Annotated in this window: 8 protein-coding genes; 5 read left to right on the top strand and 3 right to left on the bottom strand. The window is 69.2% G+C overall.

The genetic code is table 11. The annotated features are described in order from the left end of the window. Positions 1 to 273 precede the first annotated feature (273 nt). On the bottom strand, positions 274 to 5,052 hold the full coding sequence (locus tag NLX83_RS16430) for a type I polyketide synthase (protein WP_254235712.1): 4,779 nt from the start codon (positions 5,050 to 5,052) through the stop codon (positions 274 to 276). A gap of 9 nt (positions 5,053 to 5,061) precedes the next feature. Beyond that, complete coding sequence (locus NLX83_RS16425; protein WP_254235711.1) at positions 5,062 to 18,042, bottom strand: type I polyketide synthase; 12,981 nt, start codon at positions 18,040 to 18,042, stop codon at positions 5,062 to 5,064. A gap of 554 nt (positions 18,043 to 18,596) precedes the next feature. On the opposite strand from NLX83_RS16425, the gene rfbA reads away from it, so the two are divergent. From rfbA to NLX83_RS16400, 5 genes are all read left to right on the top strand, one after another. Then, positions 18,597 to 19,472, top strand: a complete 876-nt coding sequence (gene rfbA, locus NLX83_RS16420; RefSeq protein ID WP_254235710.1) for a glucose-1-phosphate thymidylyltransferase RfbA — start codon at positions 18,597 to 18,599, stop codon at positions 19,470 to 19,472. Positions 19,473 to 19,485: 13 nt separating this feature from the next. Further along, a complete protein-coding gene (gene rfbB / locus NLX83_RS16415; protein ID WP_254235709.1) occupies positions 19,486 to 20,478 on the top strand; it encodes a dTDP-glucose 4,6-dehydratase in 993 nt (330 codons plus the stop codon). Between the two features lie 54 nt (positions 20,479 to 20,532). Next, the gene (locus tag NLX83_RS16410) at positions 20,533 to 21,114 is read left to right on the top strand and encodes a dTDP-4-dehydrorhamnose 3,5-epimerase family protein (protein WP_254235708.1); all 582 of its coding nucleotides are present in this window, start codon (positions 20,533 to 20,535) and stop codon (positions 21,112 to 21,114) included. Positions 21,115 to 21,393: 279 nt separating this feature from the next. Next, on the top strand, positions 21,394 to 22,335 hold the full coding sequence (locus NLX83_RS16405) for an NAD-dependent epimerase/dehydratase family protein (protein WP_254235707.1): 942 nt from the start codon (positions 21,394 to 21,396) through the stop codon (positions 22,333 to 22,335). Between the two features lie 145 nt (positions 22,336 to 22,480). Beyond that, positions 22,481 to 23,944, top strand: a complete 1,464-nt coding sequence (locus NLX83_RS16400; protein WP_254235706.1) for an NDP-hexose 2,3-dehydratase family protein — start codon at positions 22,481 to 22,483, stop codon at positions 23,942 to 23,944. Here the strand turns inward: NLX83_RS16400 and NLX83_RS16395 are convergent. Then, positions 23,941 to 24,483 carry an EF-hand domain-containing protein gene (locus tag NLX83_RS16395; protein ID WP_254235705.1) on the bottom strand — a complete coding sequence of 181 codons (543 nt, stop codon included), beginning with the start codon at positions 24,481 to 24,483 and terminating at the stop codon, positions 23,941 to 23,943. The genes NLX83_RS16400 and NLX83_RS16395 overlap by 4 nt on opposite strands. Positions 24,484 to 24,658: the final 175 nt, after the last annotated feature.

Here is a 24,658-nt window from a genome sequence, read left to right as displayed (position 1 = left end):
CCGCCCCCTTATCCGACCCGTTCGCCCCCGCGCACCGCTATAGACACGGACCAAGTGAGGGGTGGACTCAGGGGTGGCCTGGGGTCCGCCACGTTCATGAACCCAATGCGGCTTTGGTTACGTCTGACGAAACAAATGCCACATTGGGTACACTCCCGCGCCCTGTCGTGGCGGGCGCTCCACCTGGGCAAACGCGATTGGAGGGGTCCCGTTTCGTACTCATAACGGGGTCTGGGGCCGCTATGAGTACGAAACGGGGTAAACCGATCCGATTCAGGCGAATCCGAGTTCTTTATCCAGGAGGTCGAACACCTCGTCGTCGGTGGCGGCGTCGAGGTCTTCGGAATCGGTCGAGGCGGCGCCTTCCCACTTCCACATCAGGGTGCGGAGGCGGGCGGTGATGGCGTCCCTGGCCGCGGCGTCGTCGGCGGGCACGGAGGTCAGGGTCGCCTCCAGCCTGTCCAGCTCCTCGCCCACCAGGTCGGCGACACCGGCCGCGCTCGGGGCCAGCTCCTCGTAGAGGTGCTCGGCGAGCGCCGCGGCGTTGGGGTGGTCGAAGGCCAGGGTCACCGGCAGGCGCAGCCCGGTGGCCTCGGAGAGCCGGTTGCGCAGCTGCACCGCGGTCAGCGAGTCCACACCCAGCTCCTTGAACGAGCGCTGGGCGGGCAGCGTTCCGCCGTAGTAGCCGAGGACCGATCCGGCCTGCGCGATCACCACGTCCTGGAGCAGCCGGAGCCCGGCCACCTTGTCCACAGTGGACAGCTTGGCCTGCAACTCGCCGGTGTCCTCAGCGGAATCCGAGACAGCAGGCATCACTTCGGTGAGCAGCGGAGTGGCCGAAACCGCGCCGCTGTCGAGGAACTTCTCCCACGTGATGTCCGCGACGACGAGGAAGGTCTCGTCGACGTCCAACGCGCGCTGCAACGCGGTCGTGGCCAGCTCGCGCGACATCGCGGGAATACCACGGCCTTTGAGCACTTCGGCTGTGGCCGCGTCGACCATGCCCGAGTCCTCCCAAGCACTCCACGCCACGGTCGTCGCGGGGAGCCCCTGCGAGCGCCGGTGCTGCGCGAGAGCGTCCAGGTAGGCGTTGGCTGCGGCGTAGTTTCCTTGTCCCGCAACACCAATCGTGCCCGCGACGGCAGAGAACATGACGAACGCGTCGAGGTCCGAAGTCAGCTCGTGCAGGTTCCGCGCGGCCGTGGCCTTGTTGCGGATAACCGCGTCAAGCTGCTCCGTGGTGAGCGTGTCCAACGGAGAGTCGTCGAGCACTCCGGCCGCGTGGAACACCGCCGTGATCGGCGTCGGCGCCTGCGCGAGGGCAGCCTCCAACTGACCACGATCGGCGACATCGCACGCCACGACCGTCGCCCCCAGTTCATCACGCAACACAGATGCGCCAGGCGTTTCCAGGCCACGGCGACCGAGGAGCAGCACGTGCTCGGCACCATTCTCGGACGCCCAGCGCGCCAGGTGGCTTCCAAGAGCGCCGAGGCCGCCAGTGATGACAACGGTTCCGCTCGGCTTCCAGTCGCGGCGAGTACGACGGGCGACCGCAGGAGCCAGGCGCCGGGCGAAGACGCCGGACTGACGGACCGCGTACTGCTCGCCCGGCTCGGAGTTGCTGAGCGCCGCGACGAGCTGGCTCAGCGACCGCTCGTCGGCCTGCTCCGGCAGGTCCACCAAGCCACCCCAGCGCTGCGGGCGCTCAGCACCGTAGGAGCCGGCGAGGCCCCACACCATGGCCTGGTCGGGATTGGCGAGGGTTTCCGCGGCGTTCAAAGCGATCGCGCTCTGCGTGACGCACCACAGTGGAGCGTCGATGCCCGCATCCCCCAACGCCTGGGTCAGCGTCAGCGTTCCGGTCAAACCGGCGGTCCGCGCTGAATCGTCCAGGGCCAACAAGGACAGCACTCCGTCGTAGTACCCCTCGATGCGCGAGGCGAGGTCGGCGCGCTCCGCCACATCGGTGGCGTCCACGTCGACGCGGGTGATCTCCGCGCCAGCCGCGGTCATGAGGCTCAGCACGTCCTTCACCGCCTCCGCACCGCTGGCGGGCGTGACGACGAGCCAGTTTCCGCTGAGCGCCTTCTCCGAGAGGGTGACGGAACGCCAAGCGATCTCGTAGCACCAACCGTCCACAGCGGACACTTCGAGGCTGCGGCGACGCCAGCTGGACAAGCTGGTCACGACCGCGCTGAGCGGAGCATCAGAGCCCAGGCCGAGTGTGGCCGCGACCGAAGGAAGGTCCTCGGAGTCGACCGCGTCCCAGAACCGCGTCTCCGCCGGGCTGGCCGTGGACGGGGCGGGCGGGGTGTACCAGAACCGCTGCTTCTGGAAGGCGTAGGTCGGCAGTGCGATCTTGCGCGCGGGCAGCTCCGCGAACGCGGCTTCCCACTTCACCGGAGCACCGTTGACGTACGCCTCGGCGACCGAGCGCAGGAACCGCTCCACACCACCTTCGTTGCGGCGCAAGGAAGCAATCACAGCGACTTGCGCGACAGTGTTGATGCTCGACCCCGCAAGCGGGTCTTCGGTGGACTCGGCGGTGGACTGAAGGGCAATGCCCAGCACGGGATGCGGGCTGGACTCGATGAACAGGCGGTGCCGCCGCTGAAGAGCAGCGCGGGTCGCGGCCTCCAACTGGACGGTCTGGCGGAGGTTGGTGACCCAGTACTCCGCGTCGAGCTTCACCGTGTCGATCGGCTCACCGGTCACCGTGGAGATGAACGAGATCTCCGACGAGCGCGGCTTGATCGGCGCGAGCACTTCGAGCAGCTCCGCGCGCAGTTCCTCCACCTGGGCGGAGTGCGACGCGTAGTTCACGTCGATCATCCGGGCACGGACGTCCTGTGCCTCGGCGGCCTGCTGGACCTCAAGCAGTGCCTGCGGTTCACCGGAGACGACCACGGAGGACGGCCCGTTCACCGCGGCGACGGAGACCTTCGCACCCCATGCCTCGATGAGCTGCGACGCGTCCGCCAACGGCATCGTGAGCGACAACATCCCGCCACGATCGGAAAGCGCGATGATCGACCGGCTCCGCAGAGCACACACCCTTGCCGCATCGGAAAGCGACAGTGCGCCGGACACCGCGGCGGCGGCGATCTCGCCCTGCGAGTGGCCGATCACCGCGGCGGGCTCGACGCCGAAGGACCGCCACAGCTCGGCCAGCGACACCATGACCGCCCACAGCAACGGCTGGATCACGTCGACCCGCTCGGTGGACGGAGTGCCGGGCTTGCCGCGCAGCACATCCACGACCGAGAAGTCCACGAACTCCGACAGCGCCTCGTCGCACTCCTTGATGCGCTTGGCGAAGACCGAAGAGGAGTCGATCAGCTCGACCGCCATGCCCGCCCACTGCGAGCCCTGACCGGGGAAGACGAAGACCGGGCGCGGATCGCCGATCGCCTCGCCCACAACGACGTTCTCACCGGTGAGACCAAGAGATGCCTTGAACTCCGAGTTGGAGCCCGCGAGCACGACGGCACGGTTCTCGAAGGCTGACCGCGTGGTGGCCAGCGAGTACGCGAGGTCCACCGACTCCTGATCGTCCACAAAGGACGCCAGTCGAGCGGCCTGAGCCTTCAGCGCGTCGGCACCGCGGCCGGAGAGCACCCACGGCATGACCGCCGGAGCCTCAACGACCCGCTCCGAAGCCTCCAGGACAGGAGCCTCTTCGAGGATCAGGTGCGCGTTGGTCCCACTGACACCGAACGCGGAAACACCGGCGCGACGAACACGGTCACCCGAGTGCCACGGAACAGCCTCGGTCAGCAGTGACACCGCGCCCGCCGACCAGTTGATCTCCGAGGACGGAGCGTCCACGTGCAGCGTCTTCGGCAGGAGGCCGTGCTGCAACGCCATGACCATCTTGATGACCGAGCCAGAACCCGCGGCGGCCTGCGTGTGCGCGATGTTGGACTTCAGCGAACCAAGCCACAGTGGACGATCGGCCGGGCGCTCCTTGCCGTAAGTGTTGATGAGCGCGTTGGCCTCGATCGGGTCGCCGAGCGTGGTGCCGGTGCCGTGCGCCTCGACGACGTCGACATCCTCGGACTTGAGGCCCGCGTTGGCCAGTGCCTGCTTGATAACCCGCTGCTGCGCGCGACCGTTGGGCGCGGTGAGGCCGTTGGACGCACCGTCCTGGTTCCACGCGGAGCCACGCAGCACCGCGAGCACCGGGTGACCGTTGCGGCGCGCGTCGGAGAGCTTTTCGAGCAGGATCAGGCCGACGCCCTCACCCCAGCCGGTGCCGTCAGCGGCCTCGGCGAAGGACTTGCAGCGCCCATCGGCGGCCAGTCCGCGCTGACGGCTGAACTCCACGAACACACCCGCCGTGGACATGACCGCCGCGCCACCCGCCAAGGCGAGGGAGCACTCACCACGCCGAAGTGCTTGTGCGGCAAGGTGCATCGCGACGAGCGAGGACGAGCACGCGGTGTCGAAGGTCATCGACGGGCCTTCGAGGCCGAGCGTGTAGTTGACCCGGCCGGAGAGCACGCTGGTCACGTTGCCCGTGATCAGGTGGCCGCCCAGCTCCTCCGGCGCGCCGAGGTAGTCACCGCCGTAGTTGAACGAGGTCGCGCCGACGAACATGCCAGCCTTGGTGCCGCGCAAGGAAAGCGGATCGATGCGGGCGCGCTCGATGGCCTCCCACGCGACCTCAAGGACGAGGCGCTGTTGCGGGTCCATGGCCAGCGCCTCGCGCGGGCTGATGCCGAAGAACGCCGGGTCGAAGTCGCCCGCGTCGTAGATGAACGCGCCCTGCTGCGTGCTTGAGCCCTTGACGTCGCTGTCTCCGGCGTCGAGCAGTGCCGGGTCCCAACCTCGGTCGGTCGGGAATCCGCCGACCGCGTCACGGCCTTCGACGACGAGGTCCCACAGGTCTTCCGGAGAACGGACGCCACCGGCGAACCGGCAGCCCATCGAGACGATCGCGATCGGCTCGCTTTCGGCGGCTTCCTTCTCCTTCAGCTGTTCGCGCGCCGTGGCGAGATCACCGGCGACCTTTTTGAGGTATGCGAGAAGCTTCTCGTCGTCACTCATAGCGGCTCCCTATGACCCCAGCTCATCGATGAACCTGAACACGTCTTCCGCACTCGCGTCGTCGCCCAAACGATCGTCCACCTTGGACGCTGCACCAAGACGGCTGGCCAGATCCGCGAACCTGGCCGCGAGTTCGGCACGCAGCGCCGGGTCGGCCTCGATACCGGGCAACGCGGACTCGATGCGGTCGAGTTCGACGAAGACCGAAGCGGGTGTCCCGCAAGGCAGAGTCTCGGGCTGCTCCGGCAGCAGCTCGCCCCGGATGTACTCCGAGAGCGCCTGCGGATCCGGGTAATCGAAGATCATCATCGCGCTGAGCCGGAGTCCGACCGCCTTGTGCAGCCGGTCCCGCAGCTCGACCGCCATCAACGAGTCGAAGCCGACTTCCTTGAACGCGCGGTCGGCGGCGACGGCGTCGGCCGAGGCGTGCCCCAGCACCGCGGCGGCCTGCGCGCGCACCATGTCCAGCAGTTCCCGCGCCTGCTCGGACTTGGGCAGCCCGGCCAGGTGCTTGGCGAAGTCGAACGCGTCCGGAGCCGGTTCCGGCTGTGCGGCTTCGGCCTGCATCGCCTTCACCGCGGGGAGTTCGTCGAGCATCGGCCGCGCCCGGCCCGCGGTGAACCCGGGAACGAACCGCTCCCAGTTCATGTCCGCGACCGCGAGGCACGTGTCGTCATTGTCCAGAGCCAACTTCAGCGACGTCACCGCCAGCTCCGGCGCCATGGGCACCAGACCGCGCCGGGCCAGGTGCTCTTCAACGCCCTCGCCGCGGATCATGCCGTCGTCGGCCCACGGTCCCCACGCGATCGACATGGCCTTCTGGCCGCGCGCCCGCCGCCGCTCCGCGAGGGAGTCGAGGAAGGCGTTGGCCGCCGCGTAGCCGCCCTGCCCACCGCTGCCCCACACCGCGGCGACGGAGGAGAACAGCACGAAAGCGTCCAGATCGCGGTCGGCGAACAGCTCGTCGAGGTGCGCGGCGCCGATCACCTTGCCCACAGCCACTTCCGCGACCTCGTCGAGCGAGGTCTCGGCGAGCGGCGCGAACCGCACCACCCCGGCGGTGTGGAAGACCGAGCGGATCGGTCCGTCCTTCTCCACCTCGGTGATCAGCGAGGCGAGCTGGTCGCGGTCCGCGGTGTCGCAGGCGGCCACGGTCACCCAAGCGCCGAGCGCTTCGAGTTCGGCGACCAGCTCGGCGGCTCCAGGGGCATCGGGGCCACGACGACTGGTAAGCACAAGCCTTTCCACACCATTGCGGGCCAGCCACCGCGCGACGTGTCCGGCGAGCCCGCCGGTGCCGCCGGTGATAAGAACCGTGCCCCAGGGGAGGAATTCCGCTCCCGTCGGGTTGTCCCCGTCCGCGTGCACCAGGCGCTGTGCGAAGGTGCCCGACGACCGGATCGCCAGCTGGTCGTCGTCGGTCGGCGCGGACAGGGCGCACGCGAAGCGGTAGAGCGCCCGCTCGTCCAAGTCCTGCGGCAGGTCGATCAGCGCACCGAGACGCTGCGGCTGCTCAAGGCCGAGAACCCGGCCAAGGCCCCAGAGACTCGTTTGCGCGGGGTTGATCGCTCCGTCCTCGTCGCCGGTGACGACCGCGCCGGAGGTAGCCAGCCAGAGCCGGGCCTTGGCGTCCATGTCGTGCATCGCCTGCACCACACCGATCGTCGCCGCAAGCCCGACCGACAGCGCCGGGTGCTCCGGGTGCGGTCGTTCGTCCAGGCCCAGCAACGACAACACGCCGCTGATGGGCTCGCTCGCGGTGGCCTCCTTGAGCTTCACGGCGGCCAGCTCGCGGTCGGCCTCCGCCGCACCGAACTCCACAGTGGACACTCGGGCACCGAAGGTCTCCAGCGCCTTCACCGCGGCCGAGACCGCGTGGCCCCCGATGCCGGGTTCCGGGGTCAGCACGACCCATGCGCCGGGCAGGGCGGGCTCGTGCACCTCCGGCTGGGGGCGCCACACCGCGCGGTACCGCCAGGAGTCCACAGTGGACCGTTCCTGGTTGCGGCGACGCCACTCCGACAACGCCGGCAGCAGCTCGGACAGCGGCCGGTCGGCGTCGACGTCCAGGAAGGACCGCAGCGCGTCGGGATCGCCGTTCTGCACGATCTCCCAGAACTCCGCGTCGGTCGATCCGGTGGCGAGGGAGACCTCCTCCTTCGGCGGCTGGTACCAGAACCGCTCGTGCTGGAAGGCGTAGGTCGGCAGCTCCGTCCACCGCGCGCCGGTGCCCGCGAAGAACTTCTGCCAGTCCAGCTCGGCGCCGCGCCCGTACAGCTCGGTCACACCGATGAGCAGGGTCTGCTCTTCGGACCGGTTGCGGCGCATCGCAGCGGCGACAACGGCCTTCTCGGTGGTCAGGCAGTCCCGGGCCGCGGCGGTGAGGATCGCGTCGGGGCCCAGCTCCAGGAAACGGGTGACCCCGCGCTTCTCCAGGAACCGCACCGCGTCAAGGAAACGCACCTCGTTGCGGACGTGCGTGACCCAGTACTCAGGATCGTCCAGCTGCGCGATCTCCCCGGTCACCGTGGAGACGATCGGGATCGTCGACTCCCCGAGCTCCAGCCCCGCGACCAGATCGCGGAACTCCGCGATCATCGGCTCCATCAGCGGCGAGTGGAACGCGTGGGAAACGTTGAGCCGCTTGGACTTCACACCACTGGCCTCGGCGACGGCCAGTACCGGCTCCTCGGCTCCGGCGATGACCGTCGAGAGCGGGCCGTTGATCGCGGCCACGCCCACGTCGTCCCGGCCCTCAAGCAGCGGCAGGACATCGGCCTCGGCGGCCTGGAGCGAGACCATCGCCCCGCCCGCTGGCAGCGCCTGCATCAGCCTGCCCCGCGCGGTGACCAGCTTCGCCGCGTCCGCCAGGGACAGCACCCCGGCGACGTGCGCCGCGGCGATCTCGCCGATGGAGTGCCCGGCGAGGAAGTCCGGCGTCAGCCCCCACTCGGACACCAGGCGGAACAGGGCGACCTCGACCGCGAACAGCGCGGGCTGGGTGAACTCGGTCCGGCTCAGCTCGTCGGAGTCGAGAACGTCGACGAGCGGCTTCGACATGTGTTTGTCCAGCTCCGCCGCGACCTCGTCGAACGCCTTGGCGTAGACCGGGAAAGCGTCGCACAGCGCGCGTCCCATACCGGCTCGCTGCGCGCCCTGGCCGGTGAACAGGAAGGCCGTCTTGCCCTCGTTCACCACGCCGAACGCCCCGTCGCCCTCGGCCAGTGCGGCGAGCGAGTTCAGCAGCTCGTCCCGCTCGGAACCGACGATCGTGGCCCGGTACTCGAAGGCCGTCCGCGTGGTGGCCAGCGAGTAGGCCAGGTCCAGCAGCGAACCCTCTTCCGCCCGCTCGCGGAGCAAGGATGCCTGTGCCCGCAACGCCTTCTCGGACCGAGCCGAGAGGGTCCATGGCAGCATGGAGATCTCGCGGTCGGCAACCACGGCTCCGTCAGCTTCTACGGGCGCCTGCTCGATAATCGCGTGCGCGTTGGTTCCGCTGATGCCGAAGGCGGAGATGCCCGCGAGGCGCGGACCTTCGCGCTCCGGCCACTCCATCGCCTCGGTCAGCAGCGTCACATCGCCCGCCGACCAGTCCACGTGCGTCGACGGCACCTCGGCGTTGAGCGTCTTCGGCATGATGCCGTGCTGCATCGCCAGCACGAGCTTGATCACGCCCGCGACACCGGACGCGGCCTGTGTGTGGCCGATGTTGGACTTCAACGCGCCCAGCTGTACGGGGCGGTCGCGGTCCTGGCCGTAGGTGGCGAGCAGGGCCTGCGCCTCGATCGGGTCACCCAGCACGGTTCCGGTTCCGTGGGCCTCGACCAAGTCCACTTCGGACGGTGCAACGCCCGCGTTGGCCAGTGCCTGCCGGATGACCCGCTGCTGCGAAGGGCCGTTCGGCGCCGCGAGCCCGTTGGACGCGCCGTCCTGGTTGACCGCCGAGCCCCGCACCACCGCGAGCACCTTGTGCCCACGGGCGCGTGCGTCGGAAAGCCGTTCCAGCAACAGCATTCCCGCGCCCTCGGACCAGCTCGTGCCGTCCGCGCCGTCGGAGAACGCCTTCACGCGGCCGTCCTTGGCCAGGCCGCGCTGGCGGGAGAACTCGACGAACAGGCTGGGCATGGACATCACGGTGACGCCACCGGCGAGCGCGAGGTCGCACTCGCCCTGCCGGAGTGCCTGGCACGCCAGGTGAATCGCGACCAGCGAGGACGAGCACGCGGTGTCCAGGGTGATCGACGGGCCCTCGGTGCCGAGGATGTAGGAGATCCGGCCGGACACCACGCTCGCGGCCTTGCCGGTGAGCAGGTAACCCTCCAGGTCGGCGGGCATCTTCGTCAGGTGCCCGGCGTAGTCCTGGCCGTTGGTGCCGACGTAGACGCCGACCTGCTCGCCGCTGACCGAGGACGGGGCGACCCCGCCGCGCTCAAGGGCTTCCCACGCGGTCTCCAGCAGAACCCGCTGCTGCGGGTCCATCGCCAGTGCCTCACGCGGGCTGATCCCGAAGAACGCCGGGTCGAACTCGCCCGCGTCGTAAAGGAATCCGCCCACCCGGGAGTAGGTCTTGCCGTGGCTGTCCGGGTTCGGGTCGTACAGGTCCTCGTCCCAGCCACGATCGGTGGGCAGCAGCCCCATGGCGTCGCGGCCATCGGTCAGCATCTCCCACAGCTGCTCCGGCGAGCGCACCCCGCCGGGGAGGCGGCAGCTCATCGACACGATCGCGATCGGGTCGTCGTCCTGGACCACCCTGGTGACCGTCGCCGGTGCGGCGCCCGCCTTCCGCTCACCCAAAGCCTGGCTGCGCAAGAACTCCGCGAGCACGGCGGGCGTCGGGTAGTCGAACAGCAGCGTGGTCGGCAGCTTCAGACCGGATGCCTCGCTGAGCCGGTTGCGCAGTTCCACGGCGGTCAGCGAGTCGAAGCCGACCTCCTTGAAAGCGCGCTTGGGCTCCAGGGCATCCGGGTCCGGGTGCGCGATGACCGCGGCGGCCTGCGTGCGCACCAGGTCGAGCACGGCGCGGTCCTGGTCCGCGGGCGAAAGACCGGCGAGGCGGTCGGCCAACGCGGAAGCGCCCTCGGCGGGCTTGTTGATCGCCGTCGCGGCGTTGCGCCGCTGCGGCACCTTGACCAGGCCCCGCATCAACGGTGACAGCGCCGGGTCGCTGATCCGGTTGCGCAGGGTCGCGGTGTCCAGGCGGACCGGCAGCAGCGCCGCGTCCTCGGCCCCGGCCGCCGCGTCGAAGAGCGACAGACCCTCTTCGGAGGCAAGGGGAACGACACCGGAGCGGGCCATCCGCTGCACGTCGGCGTCGGTCAGGTGGTCGCTCATCCCGCTGCGCTGAGCCCAGAAACCCCAGCCGAGCGAGACACCGGAGAGCCCGTTGGCCCGGCGGTGGGTTGCCAGAGCGTCAAGGAAGGCGTTGGCCGCCGCGTAGTTCGCCTGCCCGGGGTTGCCGAAGGAGGCGACCATCGAGGAGTACAGCGCGAACAGCGGCAGATCAAGGTCCTTGGTCAGCTCGTGCAGGTTCATCACCGCGTCGACCTTGGGCCGCAGCACTGTGTCCACCCGCTGCGGGGTGAGCGCGGCCAGGATGCCGTCGTCCAGGACACCGGCCGTGTGCACGACACCGGTCAGCGGGTGCTCCGGGTAGATCGAGTCCAGCAACACCTTGACCGCGTCGCGGTCCGCCGCGTCACACGCTGCGAACCGCACAGTGGCACCGAATTCGGCCAGTTCCAGGGCGAGTTCGACAGCACCTTCGGCGTGCAAACCACTGCGGCTGGCCATGAGCAGGTGTTTCACGCCGTGCTCGGTGACGAGGTGGCTCGCCAGCAAGCCCGCCAGCACACCGGTCGCGCCAGTGATGAGGACGGTGCCCTCGGGGTCGAGGTCCAGCTTCTGCGGCTTCGCCTCGACACGGGAAAGCCTCGGTGCCAGAAGCTTTCCGCCGCGCAGAGCGAGCTGCGGCTCGTGCACCGCCATGACCCGGCGCAGAGCCTGCCTGGACTCCGCGGTGCTCGTCGTGCTGTCCAGGTCAACGATGACAACGCGGCCCGGGTTCTCCGACTGCGCGGACCGCACGAGGCCCCAGAGAGCGCCCGCGGCGAGGTCGGTGACATCAGCGCCGACCTCGGTTGCCATGGCGCCCTTGGTGACCAGCAACAGGCCCGAGTTCTCGAAGCGCTCGTCCGCCAACCAGTGCTGCAACAACTCCAGCGCGCGGTAGGTCACCGTGCGCACGGCAGTCGGCAGATCGCCATCGTCGAGCGGGTCCGGTCCGAACTGGACGACGACCACGTCCGGAACGTCGCCGCCCGCGTCGATCAGGAGCTGCAAGTCGTCCAAAGTGGACGGACGACCGCTCGTGCCGAGCACGGCGTCCAGGCCGAAGCAGTCCGCCCCGAGCCGCGTCCAGCGACCACCGGCGGGCTCGGACGGCAGCGGGACCGGCTGCCACGCGGTGCGGAACAGCGCGTCGTCGGCGGGCGAACCGGCCGTGCGCAGGAGGTCGATGTCCAGCGCGTCGAAGCTGACCGTGCGCGCGGTGATCACCGGCATGCCGGTCGGGTTCGCCACGGTCATCGCGTAGCTTCGCCCGCCGCCCGAAGATCCGCTTGCGGGATCGAGCATTGTGGTCGGCACGAGCCGCACGCGCAGCGCGGTCGCGGCGTTGGCGTGCACCACGACGCCCTGCCAGCCCATCGCGATCATCGGCTCACCCGGATCGGCGGGCATGTTCACCCCGGCCGCGTGCAGAGCCGCGCCCAGCAGCGCCGGGTGGAGCACGAACTCCGCCGCGTCGGCGTGGTGCTCGGCGTCGATGGCGACCTCGGCGAAGACCTCCTCGCCGCGCCGCCACACCTTCCGCAGGCCCTGGAGCGCCGGGCCGCAGCCGAGTCCGCGCGAGGTCAGGTCCGCGTAAACCCCAGTGACGTCAACAGGGTTCGCGTCCGTGGGCGGCCACTCGGAGAGGTCGAAGTCGGCCTGCTCGGCGCCCGTCGCGACAATACCCGTCGCGTGCTGGGTCCACTGCTGGTCATCGACCTCGACCTCGGTGTCCGGCCGGGAGAAGATGCTGATCCGGCGGCGACCGGAGTCGTCGGGGCCGCCGAGCACGACCTGCACCATGCGCGCGCAGGACGGCTGGACGACCAGCGGGTGGTCCAGCGTCAGCTCTTCGACCTCGTCGCAGCCGAGCAGATCTCCCGCTGCGACAGCGAATTCCACCAGCAACGACGGCGGAGCGACCACGAGGCCCGCGACCTGGTGATCGGCCAGCCACGGCTCCTCGCGGAGGGAGAGGCGCCCGGTGAAGAGGTACCCGTCGCTGGCGGGCAGCGCGGTTCCGGTGCCCAGCAACGGATGCGCGGTGCCGCTGAGGCCCGCCGCGCCGAGATCCCCTGCTGTCTGCGCGACCTCAAGCCAGTAGCGCTGCCGTTGGAAGGGGTAGGTCGGCAGGTCCATCGTCGGCCCGGCACCGAAGATCTCGCCCCACGACACGGTCACACCGCGCGAGTAGGCGTCAGCGAGCGAGAGCATCAACCGCGCGCGGCCACCCTCGTCGCGCCGCATCGTGCCGACCGTGACCGCGTCGGTTCCGGAGTCCTCAATGGTTTCCTGCATCGCCATGGCCAGCATGGGATGCGGGCTGACCTCGATGAAAGCGGTGTGCCCCGCGGCCAGCAGCGCGCGCGTGGTCCGCTCGAAGTCCACCGACTCGCGGATGTTGCGGTACCAGTAGTCGGTGTCCAGCTCCTGGCCCGCCAGCACGTCGCCGGTGACCGTGGAGTAGAAGGGAATGCTGTTCTTGAGCGGCTCGATGCCTTCCAGGTCCGCGTAAAGCTGCTCGCGCAGCACATCGACCTGCGGCGAGTGGCCCGCGGTGTCCAGGCCGGGCACCCTGCGGCACTTCACGCCGAGCTCGGTCAGCTCCGCGGACAGCGCCTCAAGGGCTTCGACGGAACCGGAGATCGTCGCCGAGCTGTGGCTGTTCACCGCGGCGATGCCCAGGGAATCGCTCCACTGCTCCAGGTGCGGGCGGATCTCGTCGGCGGGCAGCAGCACGGAGAGCATGCCGCCCTTGCCGCTGAGCCGGGACCACGCCTGGCTGCGGCGGGCGATGATGCGGCACGCCTCGTCCAGGGTGAGCGCGCCCGCGATGAACGCGGCGGCGACCTCGCCCTGCGAGTGCCCGACCACGGCGCTGGGCTGGACGCCGTGCGACCGCCACAGCTGGGCGAGGCCGGTCATCATCGCGAAGAGCACCGGCTGGATCACGTCGATCCGCTCGAGCGACGGGGCGCCGTCCTTCTTCAGCAGAACGTCCACAATGGACCAGTCGGTGTAGGACCGCAGTGCCTCGTCGCACGCGAGCACCTGGTCCCGGAAGATCGGGTAGTGCTTCCACAGCTCCAGCGCCATGTCCGGCCACTGCGAGCCCTGACCGGGGAACACGAAGACGACCTTGCGGCCGTCCGCGCCGTTGCCCCGGCTGACGTTGGCCGCGGGCTCGCCGTTGACCAGCGCGTCCAGGCCGCACAGCAGCTCGACGCGGTCCTTGGCGACCACCGCCGCGCGCTGGTCGAACGAGCTGCGGGTCGTCGCGAGCGACCGGGCGAAGCCGTGCAGGCCCAGCTCCGGCTGAGCGTCCACAAAGGACCAGAGCTGGTCGGCCTGTGCCTTGAGCGCCGCTTCCGACTTGCCGGAGAGCACGAACGGCACGGGGCCTTCGACCTCTTCAGCGCTGTGTACCGTGGCCTGCGGTGCTTCCTCGATGATCGCGTGGGCGTTGGTTCCGCTGATGCCAAAGGAGGAAATGGCCGCGCGGCGCGGGCGGTCGCTGTGCCACGGCTGAGCCTCGGTCAACAGCTTCACCGCGCCGGAGGACCAGTCCACATGCGTTGTCGGCTCGGTCACGTGCAGCGTCTTCGGCAACGTGTTGTGCCGCAACGCCATGACCATCTTGATGATGCCGCCGACACCGGCCGCGGCCTGCGTGTGACCGGTGTTGGACTTCAGCGAGCCCAGCCACACCGGCTTCTCCCGGTCGCGGCCATAGGTGGAGAGCAGCGCGTTGGCCTCGATCGGGTCACCGAGCTTGGTGCCCGTGCCGTGCGCCTCGACCGCGTCGACGTCCTCGGCGTTGAGGCCCGCGTTGGCCAGTGCCTGCCGGATGACCCGCACCTGCGCGAGGCCGTTCGGCGCGGTGAGCCCGTTGGAGGCGCCGTCCTGGTTCATCGCGCTGCCTCGGATGACCGCGAGCACCTGGTGCCCGTTGCGCTGCGCGTCGGAAAGCTTCTCCAGCACCAGCATGCCCGCGCCCTCGGCCCAGCCCGTGCCGTCCGCGTCGGCGGAGAACGCCCGGCAGCGGCCACTCGGCGACAGCGCGCGCTGTCGGGTCAGCTCGATGAAGATGCCGGGGTTCGGCATGACCGTGACACCACCGGCCAACGCCAGCGTGCACTCGCCGGTGCGCAGCGACTGCACCGCCATGTGCACTGCCACCAAGGAAGACGAGCACGCAGTGTCCACAGTGACCGCTGGGCCTTCGAGGCCGAGCGTGTACGCGATGCGGCCGGACGCGACGCTCGTGGTCGTCCCGGTCAGCAGGTAGCCCTCGACGCCTTCGCCCGCCTCGTACATCCGGGGGCCGTAGTCCTGCGGCATCGCGCCGACGAACACACCCGCCCGGCTGCCGCGCAGTTCCTTCGGCGTCAGGCCCGCGCGCTCAAGGGACTCCCACGCGGTCTCCATGAGCACCCGCTGCTGCGGGTCCATCGCCATGGCCTCGCGGGCGGAGATCCCGAAGAACGTCGGGTCGAACTCGTGGGCCTGCCTGAGGAATCCGCCCTCGCGGACGTAGCTCTTGCCGGTCTTGTCGGGGTCCGGGTCGTAGATCGCGTCGATGTCCCACCCGCGCTCGGCAGGGAACTCCCCGACCAGATCGCGGCCGTTGGCCAGGACCTCCCACAGCTGCTCCGGCGAGTTCACGTTGCCCGGGAAGCGACAGCCCATCGCCACGATGGCGATCGGCTCGTTGAGGTCCTTGCTCCCAGCTTCGAGAGCGGCCTCTTCGGTGCGCCCCAGGAACTGGTCCAAGGTGTGCTCGGAGAGCCGCCGCGGCGTGGGGTAGTTGAACAGCAACGAACTCGGCAGGTTCAACCCGGTCCCGGTGGACAGTCGATCGCGCAACTCGACGGCGGTCAGCGAGTCGAACCCGAGGTCCTTGAACGGCAGGTCCGGATCGACCGCCGTGAGATCGGCATAGCCGAGCACGGACGCCACCAGCGCCCGCACCATGTCCAGTGAGATCCGCTGCTGCTCCTCTTCTTCCAGGACATCGGCGAGCTTCTGCCACAGGATCGGCAGATCCTCGGTCTCCGGCTCGGGCACCTCGTTCGCGACCACCGCCGTGCCAGTGGCAACAGCGGCATCGAGCCAGTAACGCTGCCGCTGGAAGGCGTAGGTCGGCAGCGCGACGCGACGGGCTCCGGTGGCGGCGAAGAACGACTTCCAGTCGACCGCAACACCGCTGGTGTGCAAGGAAACCAAGGCGCTCAGCGCAGATTCGTCCTCAGCGCGGTCCTTGCGCAGCAACGGAACGAGCGTGATCCCGTCCGTGCTGCTCAAGGACTCCTTGGCCGCCGCGGTCAGCACTCCGTGCGGGCCGAGTTCCAGGTAGCGCGTGACGCCGTTCTCTTCGAGGAAACGGACGCTGTCGTAGAAGCGCACGGTGCCGCGCACGTGCTCGACCCAGTAGTCGGCGGAGTACTGCTCGACCTCGTTCCCCGAAACGATCGGGATCGTCGGCGGCGAGTACGTCAGCGAGGCGGCGACCTCGCGGAACTCGTCGAGCATCGGTTCCATCAGCGGCGAGTGGAACGCGTGGGACACCGTGAGCCGCTTGGACTTCACACCGCTCGCGGCGGCGATCGCGAGCACGGCCTCTTCGTCACCGGCGATGACCGTCGACTGTGGACCGTTGAGCGCCGCGATGCTCACCTTGTCGTTGAGCAGCGGCAGGATGTCGGCTTCGCTCGCCTGGAGCGACACCATCGCGCCGCCGGTCGGCAGCGCCTGCATCAACCGGCCGCGCGCGGTGACCAGCTTGACGGCGTCCGTCAAGGAAAGGACTCCGGCGACGTGGGCCGCCGCGATCTCGCCGATGGAGTGCCCGGACAGGTAGTCCGGACGCAGTCCCCAGCTCTCCGCGAGCCGGAACAGCGCGACCTCGATCGCGAACAGCGCGGGCTGCGTGTACTGCGTCTGGTCAAGTTCGTTGCCGTTGGCGATGATCTCGTCGAGCGACATGTCGAACGCGGCGACGATCTCGTCGAAAGCCTTTGCGAAGACCGGGAAAGCGGCGTGCAGCTCGCGCCCCATGCCGACGCGCTGAGCGCCCTGGCCGGTGAACAGGAACGCCGTCTTGCCCTCGCCGACGCGTCCTTCGACGACCGCCGCGTGCGGCATGCCGTCCGCGTACGCACGCAGCCCGCTGATCAGCTCGTCCCGGTCGCGGCCGACGACTCCGATGCGGTGGGTCAGCGCCGCGCGCGTGGTGGCGAGGGAGTTCGCGACGTCCAGCACATCCTCCTCGTCCACAGTGGACAAGAGGCGGGAAGCCTGTGCGCGCAACGCCTTCGGCGACCTCGCTGAGAGCACCCAGGGCAGGATGCTCGGCGCGGCCCCAGGCTGCTCCGCTTCGCGCTGCGGCGCCTCGGTCAGCACGAGGTGGCAGTTGGTGCCGCCCATGCCGAACGAGGAGACACCCGCGATGATCTCGCCCGACCACTGCCCCAGCTCGGTCTGCACGCGGAGGTTCAGGGCGTCCATGTCGATGTCGGGGTTGGGCGTCTCGAAGTTCAGGCTCGGCGGCAGTTCCCGGTTGCGCACGGCGAGCGCGGCCTTGATGAGGCCCGTGATGCCCGCGGCGCCTTCGAGGTGACCGACGTTGGTCTTGGCGGAGCCGACCAGCAGCGGAGCGTCCGACGGCCGCGCCGCGCCGAGCACCGCGCCAAGGGCTCCGGCCTCCACCGGGTCGCCGACCCGGGTTCCGGTGCCGTGCAGCTCGACGTACTTGACGGTGGCCGGGTCGATGCCCGCGCGCCGATATGCGGCTCGCAGAAGGTCTTCCTGGCCCGCGCGGTCCGGAGTGGTCAGCGTGTCGCCGCCACCGTCGTTGTTGACCGCGCCGCCCGCGACGACGCAGTAGATCGGGTCGCCGTCCGCGAGTGCCTTGTGCAAAGGCTTCAGGACAACGACACCGCCGCCCTCACCACGGACATAGCCGTTGGCGCGGGCGTCGAAGGTGTAGCAACGGCCGTCCGGGGAGAGCGCGCCGAACGCGGCCGCGCCGAGCGTGCTCTCCGGCGCCAGGTTCAGGGTCACACCACCGGCGAGGGCGATGTCGGCGTCCCCATTGCGAATGCTCTCGCACGCCATGTGCACGGCGACCAGCGAGGACGACTGTCCACTGTCGACAACCATGCTCGGCCCGCGCAGGCCCAGCAGGTAGGACACGCGGTTGGCGATCATGCCGCGGTTGAGCCCGGTCAGCGTGTGCTGCCCGACCCCGGCACCCGCGCGGTGCAGCAGCGTCGCGTAGTCGTCCCCGATCGCGCCGACGAAGACACCGGCGCGCTGCCCGGCGAGGGAGTCAGCGGGCAGCCCGGCGTCCTCCAGGGCCTCCCAGCTCAGCTCCAGCGCCAGCCGCTGCTGCGGGTCCATGGCCGCGGCCTCGCGCGGGGAGATGCCGAAGAAAGCGGGGTCGAACCCGTCCACCTCGGCGAGGCGCCCGGCCCGCCCGGCGGAGGTCTGCGAGATCGCGTCGGTACCCGAGCGCAACAGCTCCCAGAAGGCGACCGGATCACCCGCTTCCGGCAACCGGCAGGCAATGCCGACGATGGCGATGCTCGATCCCGCAAGCGAATCTTCGTTAGCTACATCGCGTCCGGTCCGGTTCTGGTCCTTCTCGCCTTCAGCCACCATCGCCCCTAGTCCCCACATACTCGGTTGATCGAGAAGGAGAACAACCTCGGTGTTGTCCCGCCCTACGCCCTAAAGCGAGACCCGTATCAAGAAAACTGATCGCCCTGTCGTTCTTGTGCACGGTTGTGCGTCCACGCGCGGTTGAGTTCGAAACTAACTGCCGCCCCACCCCTAGCAACAACCCCTAACGTTCCGCCTGGGGAGCGATCGACATGGCCCCCGACGAGGGAAAAGGTTCTGAGGGCGATCGACCGGACGGTGGACGCCCACGGGTCTGGCAAGCCGCCGTTCGGAGTAATCCGAACCCCCCTTTGAAATGCTCCGGGATACGACGATTCAGACCCTCCGAAACAGGTGTTTTGCGACTTCACAGGGGCGGAAAAATGCGCCACCACACCCGTCCCGAGCTGAAAAATCAGGTCAAGTACCCACCCCTGACCCTTCCGGAGGCGGCCCCTTAATTCCTGGATGGCCCTGGCTCGGGCGCACGGGGGCGACATAGCTTGGCGACCGGGGCCGCACTGACGGGCAGCCGGTCCCGGGAGGAGCCAGGCGTGAAGGGAATCGTGCTGGCAGGCGGGTCGGGAACCCGGTTGCACCCGGTGACGCTGTCGGTGTCCAAACAGCTGTTGCCGGTCTACGACAAGCCGATGGTCTACTACCCGCTGTCGGTGCTGATGCTTTCCGGTATCCGGGACATCCTGCTGATCTCCACGCCGCAGGACCTGCCGCTGTTCCAGCGGCTGCTCGGCGACGGCGGGCAGCTCGGGCTGAACATCACCTACGCCGAGCAGGCCGAGCCGCGCGGGCTGGCCGACGCGTTCGTCATCGGCGCCGACCACGTCGGCGACGACACGGCCGCGCTGATCCTCGGCGACAACATCTTCCACGGCCAGCGGTTCTCCGAGATCCTCGAAGTCACCGCGCAGGACGTGAAGGGCTGCGTGCTCTTCGGCTACCCGGTGCACGACCCGCACCGCTACGGCGTCGGCGAGACCGACTCCGAGGGCAGGCTGATCTCCATCGAGGAGAAGCCGGAGAACCCGCGCTCCAACCGCGCGATCACCGGGTTGTACTTCTACGACAACGACGTGGTGGACATCGCCAAGAACATCCGGCCCTCCGCGCGCGGCGAGCTGGAGATCACCGACGTGAACCGGGTCTACCTGGAGCGCGGCGACGCCCGGCTGATCGACCTCGGCCGCGGGTTCGCGTGGCTGGACACCGGCACCCACGACTCGCTGCTCCAGGCGGGCCAGTACCTGGCCACGCTGGAGAACCGGCAGGGCGTGCGCATCGCGTGCCTGGAGGAGATCGCGCTGCGCATGGGGTTCATCGACGCCGACGCGTGCCACGCGCTGGGCGAGAAGCTCGCCAAGACCGGCTACGGCCGCTACATCATGGACGTGGCAAGAGAATTCCGTTCCTAGGAAGGTTCGCAGCGTGCGCATCCTGGTCACCGGTGGGGCGGGTTTCATCGGCTCGCACTTCGTCCGAGAACTGCTCACCGGCCGCTACACCGCGCTCTCCGGCGCCGAGGTCGTCGTGCTGGACAAGCTGACCTACGCGGGGAACCTGGCCAACCTCGGGCCGATCGCCGACCGGTCCGAACTGCGCTTCGTGCGCGGCGACATCTGCGACGCCGAGCTGGTGCGCTCGCTGATGGCCGGGGTGGACCTGGTCGTGCACTTCGCCGCCGAGTCCCATGTGGACAGATCCATCACCGGCTCGGCGGAGTTCATCCGCACCAACGTCCTCGGCACGCAGACCCTGTTGCAGAGCGCACTGGAGGCGGCGGTCGGCAAGTTCGTGCACGTGTCCACCGACGAGGTCTACGGCTCGATCGCGAGCGGCTCGTGGCCGGAGGAGCACCCGCTGCTGCCGAACTCGCCGTACTCCGCGTCGAAGGCGTCCTCGGACCTGCTCGTCCGGTCCTACCACCGCACGCACGGCATGCACACGTGCATCACGCGCTGCTCCAACAACTACGGGCCGTACCAGTTCCCGGAGAAGGTCATCCCGCTGTTCGTCACGAACCTGTTGGAGGGCATCAAGGTTCCGCTCTACGGGGACGGCCGCAACGTCCGCGACTGGCTGCACGTCGACGACCACTGCCGGGGCATCGCCCTGGTCGCCGAGCGCGGGCGCCCCGGCGAGGTCTACAACCTCGGCGGCGGAACGGAACTGAGCAACCGCGAGCTGACCGGGACGTTGCTGGAGCTGATGGGCGCGGACTGGTCGATGGTGCGCCACGTCCCCGACCGCAAGGGCCACGACCTGCGGTACTCCGTGGACATCGGCAAAGCCGCGCGTGAACTGGGCTACGCGCCGCTGAAGGACTTCGCCACCGGCATCGCCGAGACGGCCGCCTGGTACCGGGACAACCGCGCCTGGTGGGCCCCGCTCCGGGACAGCGCGGCCCTGCCAGCGAGCTGAGAATGCGTTTCTTGTCGCGTTTTCCGGCTGGTCCGGAATATGTATTCTGCTGCCATGCAAACACGTGAGCTGGCCGTCAAGGGCGCATTCGAGTTCAGCCCGACGGTCTACCCCGACAGCCGTGGCGTCTTCGTTTCCCCGTTCCAGGAGCCGGCATTCGAGGCGGCCGTCGGGCACAAGCACACGGTGGCGCAGACCAACCACAACCGGTCGGCGAAGGGCGTCGTGCGCGGCATCCACTTCACCAGGACGCCCCCCGGTCAGGCGAAGTACGTCTACTGCGCGCGCGGCAAGGCCCTGGACGTGGTCGTCGACCTGCGGTTGGGCTCTCCGACCTTCGGCGAGTGGGACGTGGTGGAGATGGACGACGTGTCCTTCCGCGCCATGTACTTCCCGGTCGGCGTCGGGCACGCGTTCGTCGCACTTGAAGACAACACGGTGATGTCGTACGTGGTCACCAGCTTCTACAACCCGGCGAACGAGCTGTCGATCAACCCGCTCGACGCCGACCTCGCGCTGCCGTGGCCGAAGGGTGTGGACTACCTGCTCTCCGACCGCGACACCGCCGCGCCGAGCTTCAAGGAGGCGGAGACCCAGGGGCTGCTGCCGCAGTACTCCGACTGCCTCACCCCCTGAGGTCCCACGGTCTTCAAGTCCTACGAACCCCACCCCCCACGGTCTCAAACCGCCCCAAACCCCATGGTCTGCAGCCGTTAGCGACCGTCCGCGCGGGGGTTCGCCGTACTTGAAGACTGCCGAACCCCGCGCGCGAACCGAGTGGGTTCAGCGTGGTTGGCGACCGTCGCTGCGGGGGTTCGGCGTACTTGAAGACCGGCGGACTCCGGAGCGGGCGGACAGCCCCTGACCTGCACGTTAGGGGTTGTCGGGCGGTGTGGGCCGTGATTGCGTCAGCCCATGACCATCACCGACCGATTCGCCCGCCCCCGCGTGGCGGTGCTCGGCGCGACGGGCTGCGTCGGCAGGCAGGTCTGCGCGGCCTTCGCCGACGCCGACTACGAGGTGATCGCGGTGGCCAGGCGGTTCGCTCCGCAGATCGCCGGCTACCGCTACCGGTCGCTGGACGTGGGCGGCGCGGACGTGCCACGCCTGGCCGAGATGCTCACCGCGGAGCGGGCGCAGGTGGTCGTCAACGCCACCGGCGGCTGGGGCAGCACCGAGCGGGAGATGACCTATTCCCACGTCGACCTGGTCGAACGCCTGGTGGAGGCGGTGGCCGAGGTCCCGCAGCGGCCACGCCTGGTGCACGTGGGCACGATCCACGAGTACGGCCCGGTCGCGCACGGCACGGTGATCGACGAGACCGTCGTGCCCGCGCCGCGGACGATGTACGCGAGGACGAAGCTGGCTGGCTCGGAGGCGGTGCTGCGCGCCACGGCCGCCGGGGACGTCGACGGCGTGGTCCTGCGGCTGGTGAACGTCTTCGGCCCGCATCCCTCCCCGGCCAGCTTCCTCGGCGCGCTCGCCACCAGGCTGCGCACGGTTTCCGCTGGTCAGCAGCTTGAGTTGAGCATCGCGGAGGCGCAACGGGACTACGTCGACGCCCGCGACGCCGCCGCCGCGGTGCTGCGCGCCGCCCACTCCGGGGTGGTCGGCGAAGTGATCAACATCGGCCGCGGCACCGCGATCGGCCTCCGCGAACTGGTGTACGCGCTGGTCGACGCGGCGGGGCTGGACGCGGGCGCCGTGCGCGAGCTGGGCACGGCCGTCACCAGCAAGGGCGGGGACTGGACCCTGGCGTCCACCGCCAAGGCGCGCGAGCTGCTCGGCTGGACCGCGGCTGTACCGGTGGCGGAGTCCGTGCGGGCGATGCTGGGCGCACTGCCCGTATCCGTTTGATCACTTTCACGCCCCCTAACCCCACCCCTATTCTTCGCGGCCCGCGCTCGCCCATATATGAATTCACCATAAGGTGGGGCCACGAAATTGGCTTACGGATAACGGTGCTATTCCACGTGATCGCCAGCGGACGAAGGACTATCCCGTGACCGAGACTTCGACCCACGTGCCACTGCGAACCGCGGACGCCACCATCGCGCTGCGGATCGCCGAGTCCGCGCTGACCGTCGACGGCCGCACCTCCCTCGCCGACTTCCGCACGTGGTTCGAGGACTGCGGGACCCGCAACTACACCGAGGTGGACCGCGTCCCGCTGGACCGCCTGGCGAACTGGTCCGCCGACCCGGTCACCGGCAACATCGGCCACGCCAGCGGGAAGTTCTTCGTGGTGGAGGGCCTGGAGATCAGCAGGCCGGGGCACTGGGTGGAGCACTGGGCGCAGCCGATCATCAACCAGCCGGAGATCGGCATCCTGGGCATCGTCGTCAAGGAGTTCGACGGTGTCCTGCACTGCCTGATGCAGGGCAAGGTGGAGCCCGGCAACTGCAACGGCGTCCAGCTCTCGCCCACCGTGCAGGCGACCCGCAGCAACTACACCCGGGTGCACAAGGGAAAGCCGGTCCCCTACCTCGACTACTTCATGGACACCAAGCGGCACAAGGTGATCGCGGACGTGCTCCAGTCCGAGCAGGGCTCCTGGTTCTTCCAGAAGCGCAACCGCAACATGGTCGTCGAGGTCACCGAGGACGTCGAGCTGCTGGAGGACTTCTGCTGGCTGACGCTGGGTCAGCTGCACCAGCTGCTCGGCGAGGACGACCTGGTGAACATGGACGCGCGCACCGTGCTGTCCTGCCTGCCGTTCTCCGGCACCGACCTCGCGACGCTGCTCCCCGCTGCCGAGCGCGACGCCTTCACCACGTCGATCATGCGCTCCTGCACGGAGAGCGAGGGCGCGGTGCACACCACCGACGAGATCCTCAGCTGGATCACCGGCGCCCGCACCCGGCACGACATCACCGCGAACCGCGTTCCCCTCAAGGGAATCGACCAGTGGAAGCACACCGACGCGGGCATCTCGCACGTGACCGGCCGCTTCTTCAACGTGATCGGCGTGGACGTGCGCGCGGGCGGGCGCGAGGTGCTGCAGTGGTCCCAGCCGATGCTGGAGCCCAGCGGGGACGGGCTCTCCGCCTTCCTGGTCAAGCAGTTCGGCGGCGTCCTGCACGCCCTGGTGCACGCCCGCGTCGAGCCCGGCTACCTGGACGTGGTGGAGCTGGCCCCGACCGTGCAGTGCACCGTGGACAACTACATGCACATGCCGCCGAGCGACCGGTTGCCGTTCCTCGACACGCTGCGCACCGCGCCACCGGAGCAGATCCGTTACGACACAATGCTTTCCGAGGAAGGCGGTCGCTTCTACCACGCCAGGACCCGGTACCTGGTGGTGGAGACCGAAGAGGACGTGGACCTGGACGACCACCCTGACCACCGCTGGCTCCCGCTGCACCAGCTGGTAGGACTGTTGCGGCACAGCCACTACGTCAACGTGCAGGCCCGCAGCCTGGTGGCGTGCATGCACTCCCTCTTCGGCACCCGCACCGCCGGTTAGACCTCGCCGAGGAACCAGTTGTTGGAGTTCTCCGGGTCGTCACTGGTCAGGTACTCGCGGATATCGGCGGTCATCTCGTCGAGCGTGAGGACCCCGTCGCCGTCCCGGTCGATCTTCGCCAGCGCCGCGTCGGCCTGGTCCGCGTTGCCGATCCCGGCCTGGAACTGGCGGAACTCCTCGTCGGTGACCACGCCGCTGCTGTCCGAGTCCATCAGGGTGAAGATCGCCTCGACGAGCGGGCGGAACACCGCGTCGAAGTCGGCGGCCTCCCCCACGCTGAGCTGCCTCATCCCGCCGACGAACTCCTCGCGGGTGAGCCGGTCGTCCAGATCGCTGTCGATCGCCGAGGTCAGCGCCGCCCAGAAGTCGTCCCACCGCTCCCGGACCACGGCGCCCTTCTCGGAGTCCGCCGCCCCGAACGCGAGCAGGAACTGGTCCTGGATCTGCCTGAGGTCGGCCTGGTCGACAATGCCGTCGCCGTCGTGGTCGTAGAGCAGGAAAGCCTTCTCGTACTTCCTGGTCAGAATGTCTGCGGACATCGCGTCTCTCCAGGTGTGTCGGCTCGAAGCGGCCCGATCCGGCCAACACCCCACGCTACGACCGCGCCGCCGCGCTCCGACCGCCGTCACCCGATATCGCCGCAACCTCCCCCATCCCGCCCACCGCCCCCCTAGGTAACCGCCTGAACCCACGCCGCTTTTCCCGTTTCGTACT

It is taken from the genome of Allokutzneria sp. A3M-2-11 16 (assembly GCF_024213555.1).
Classification (GTDB): Bacteria; Actinomycetota; Actinomycetes; order Mycobacteriales; family Pseudonocardiaceae; genus Allokutzneria.
Note: the sequence above shows the minus strand (reverse complement) of the source record. Positions and strands in the feature narration are given on the sequence as shown.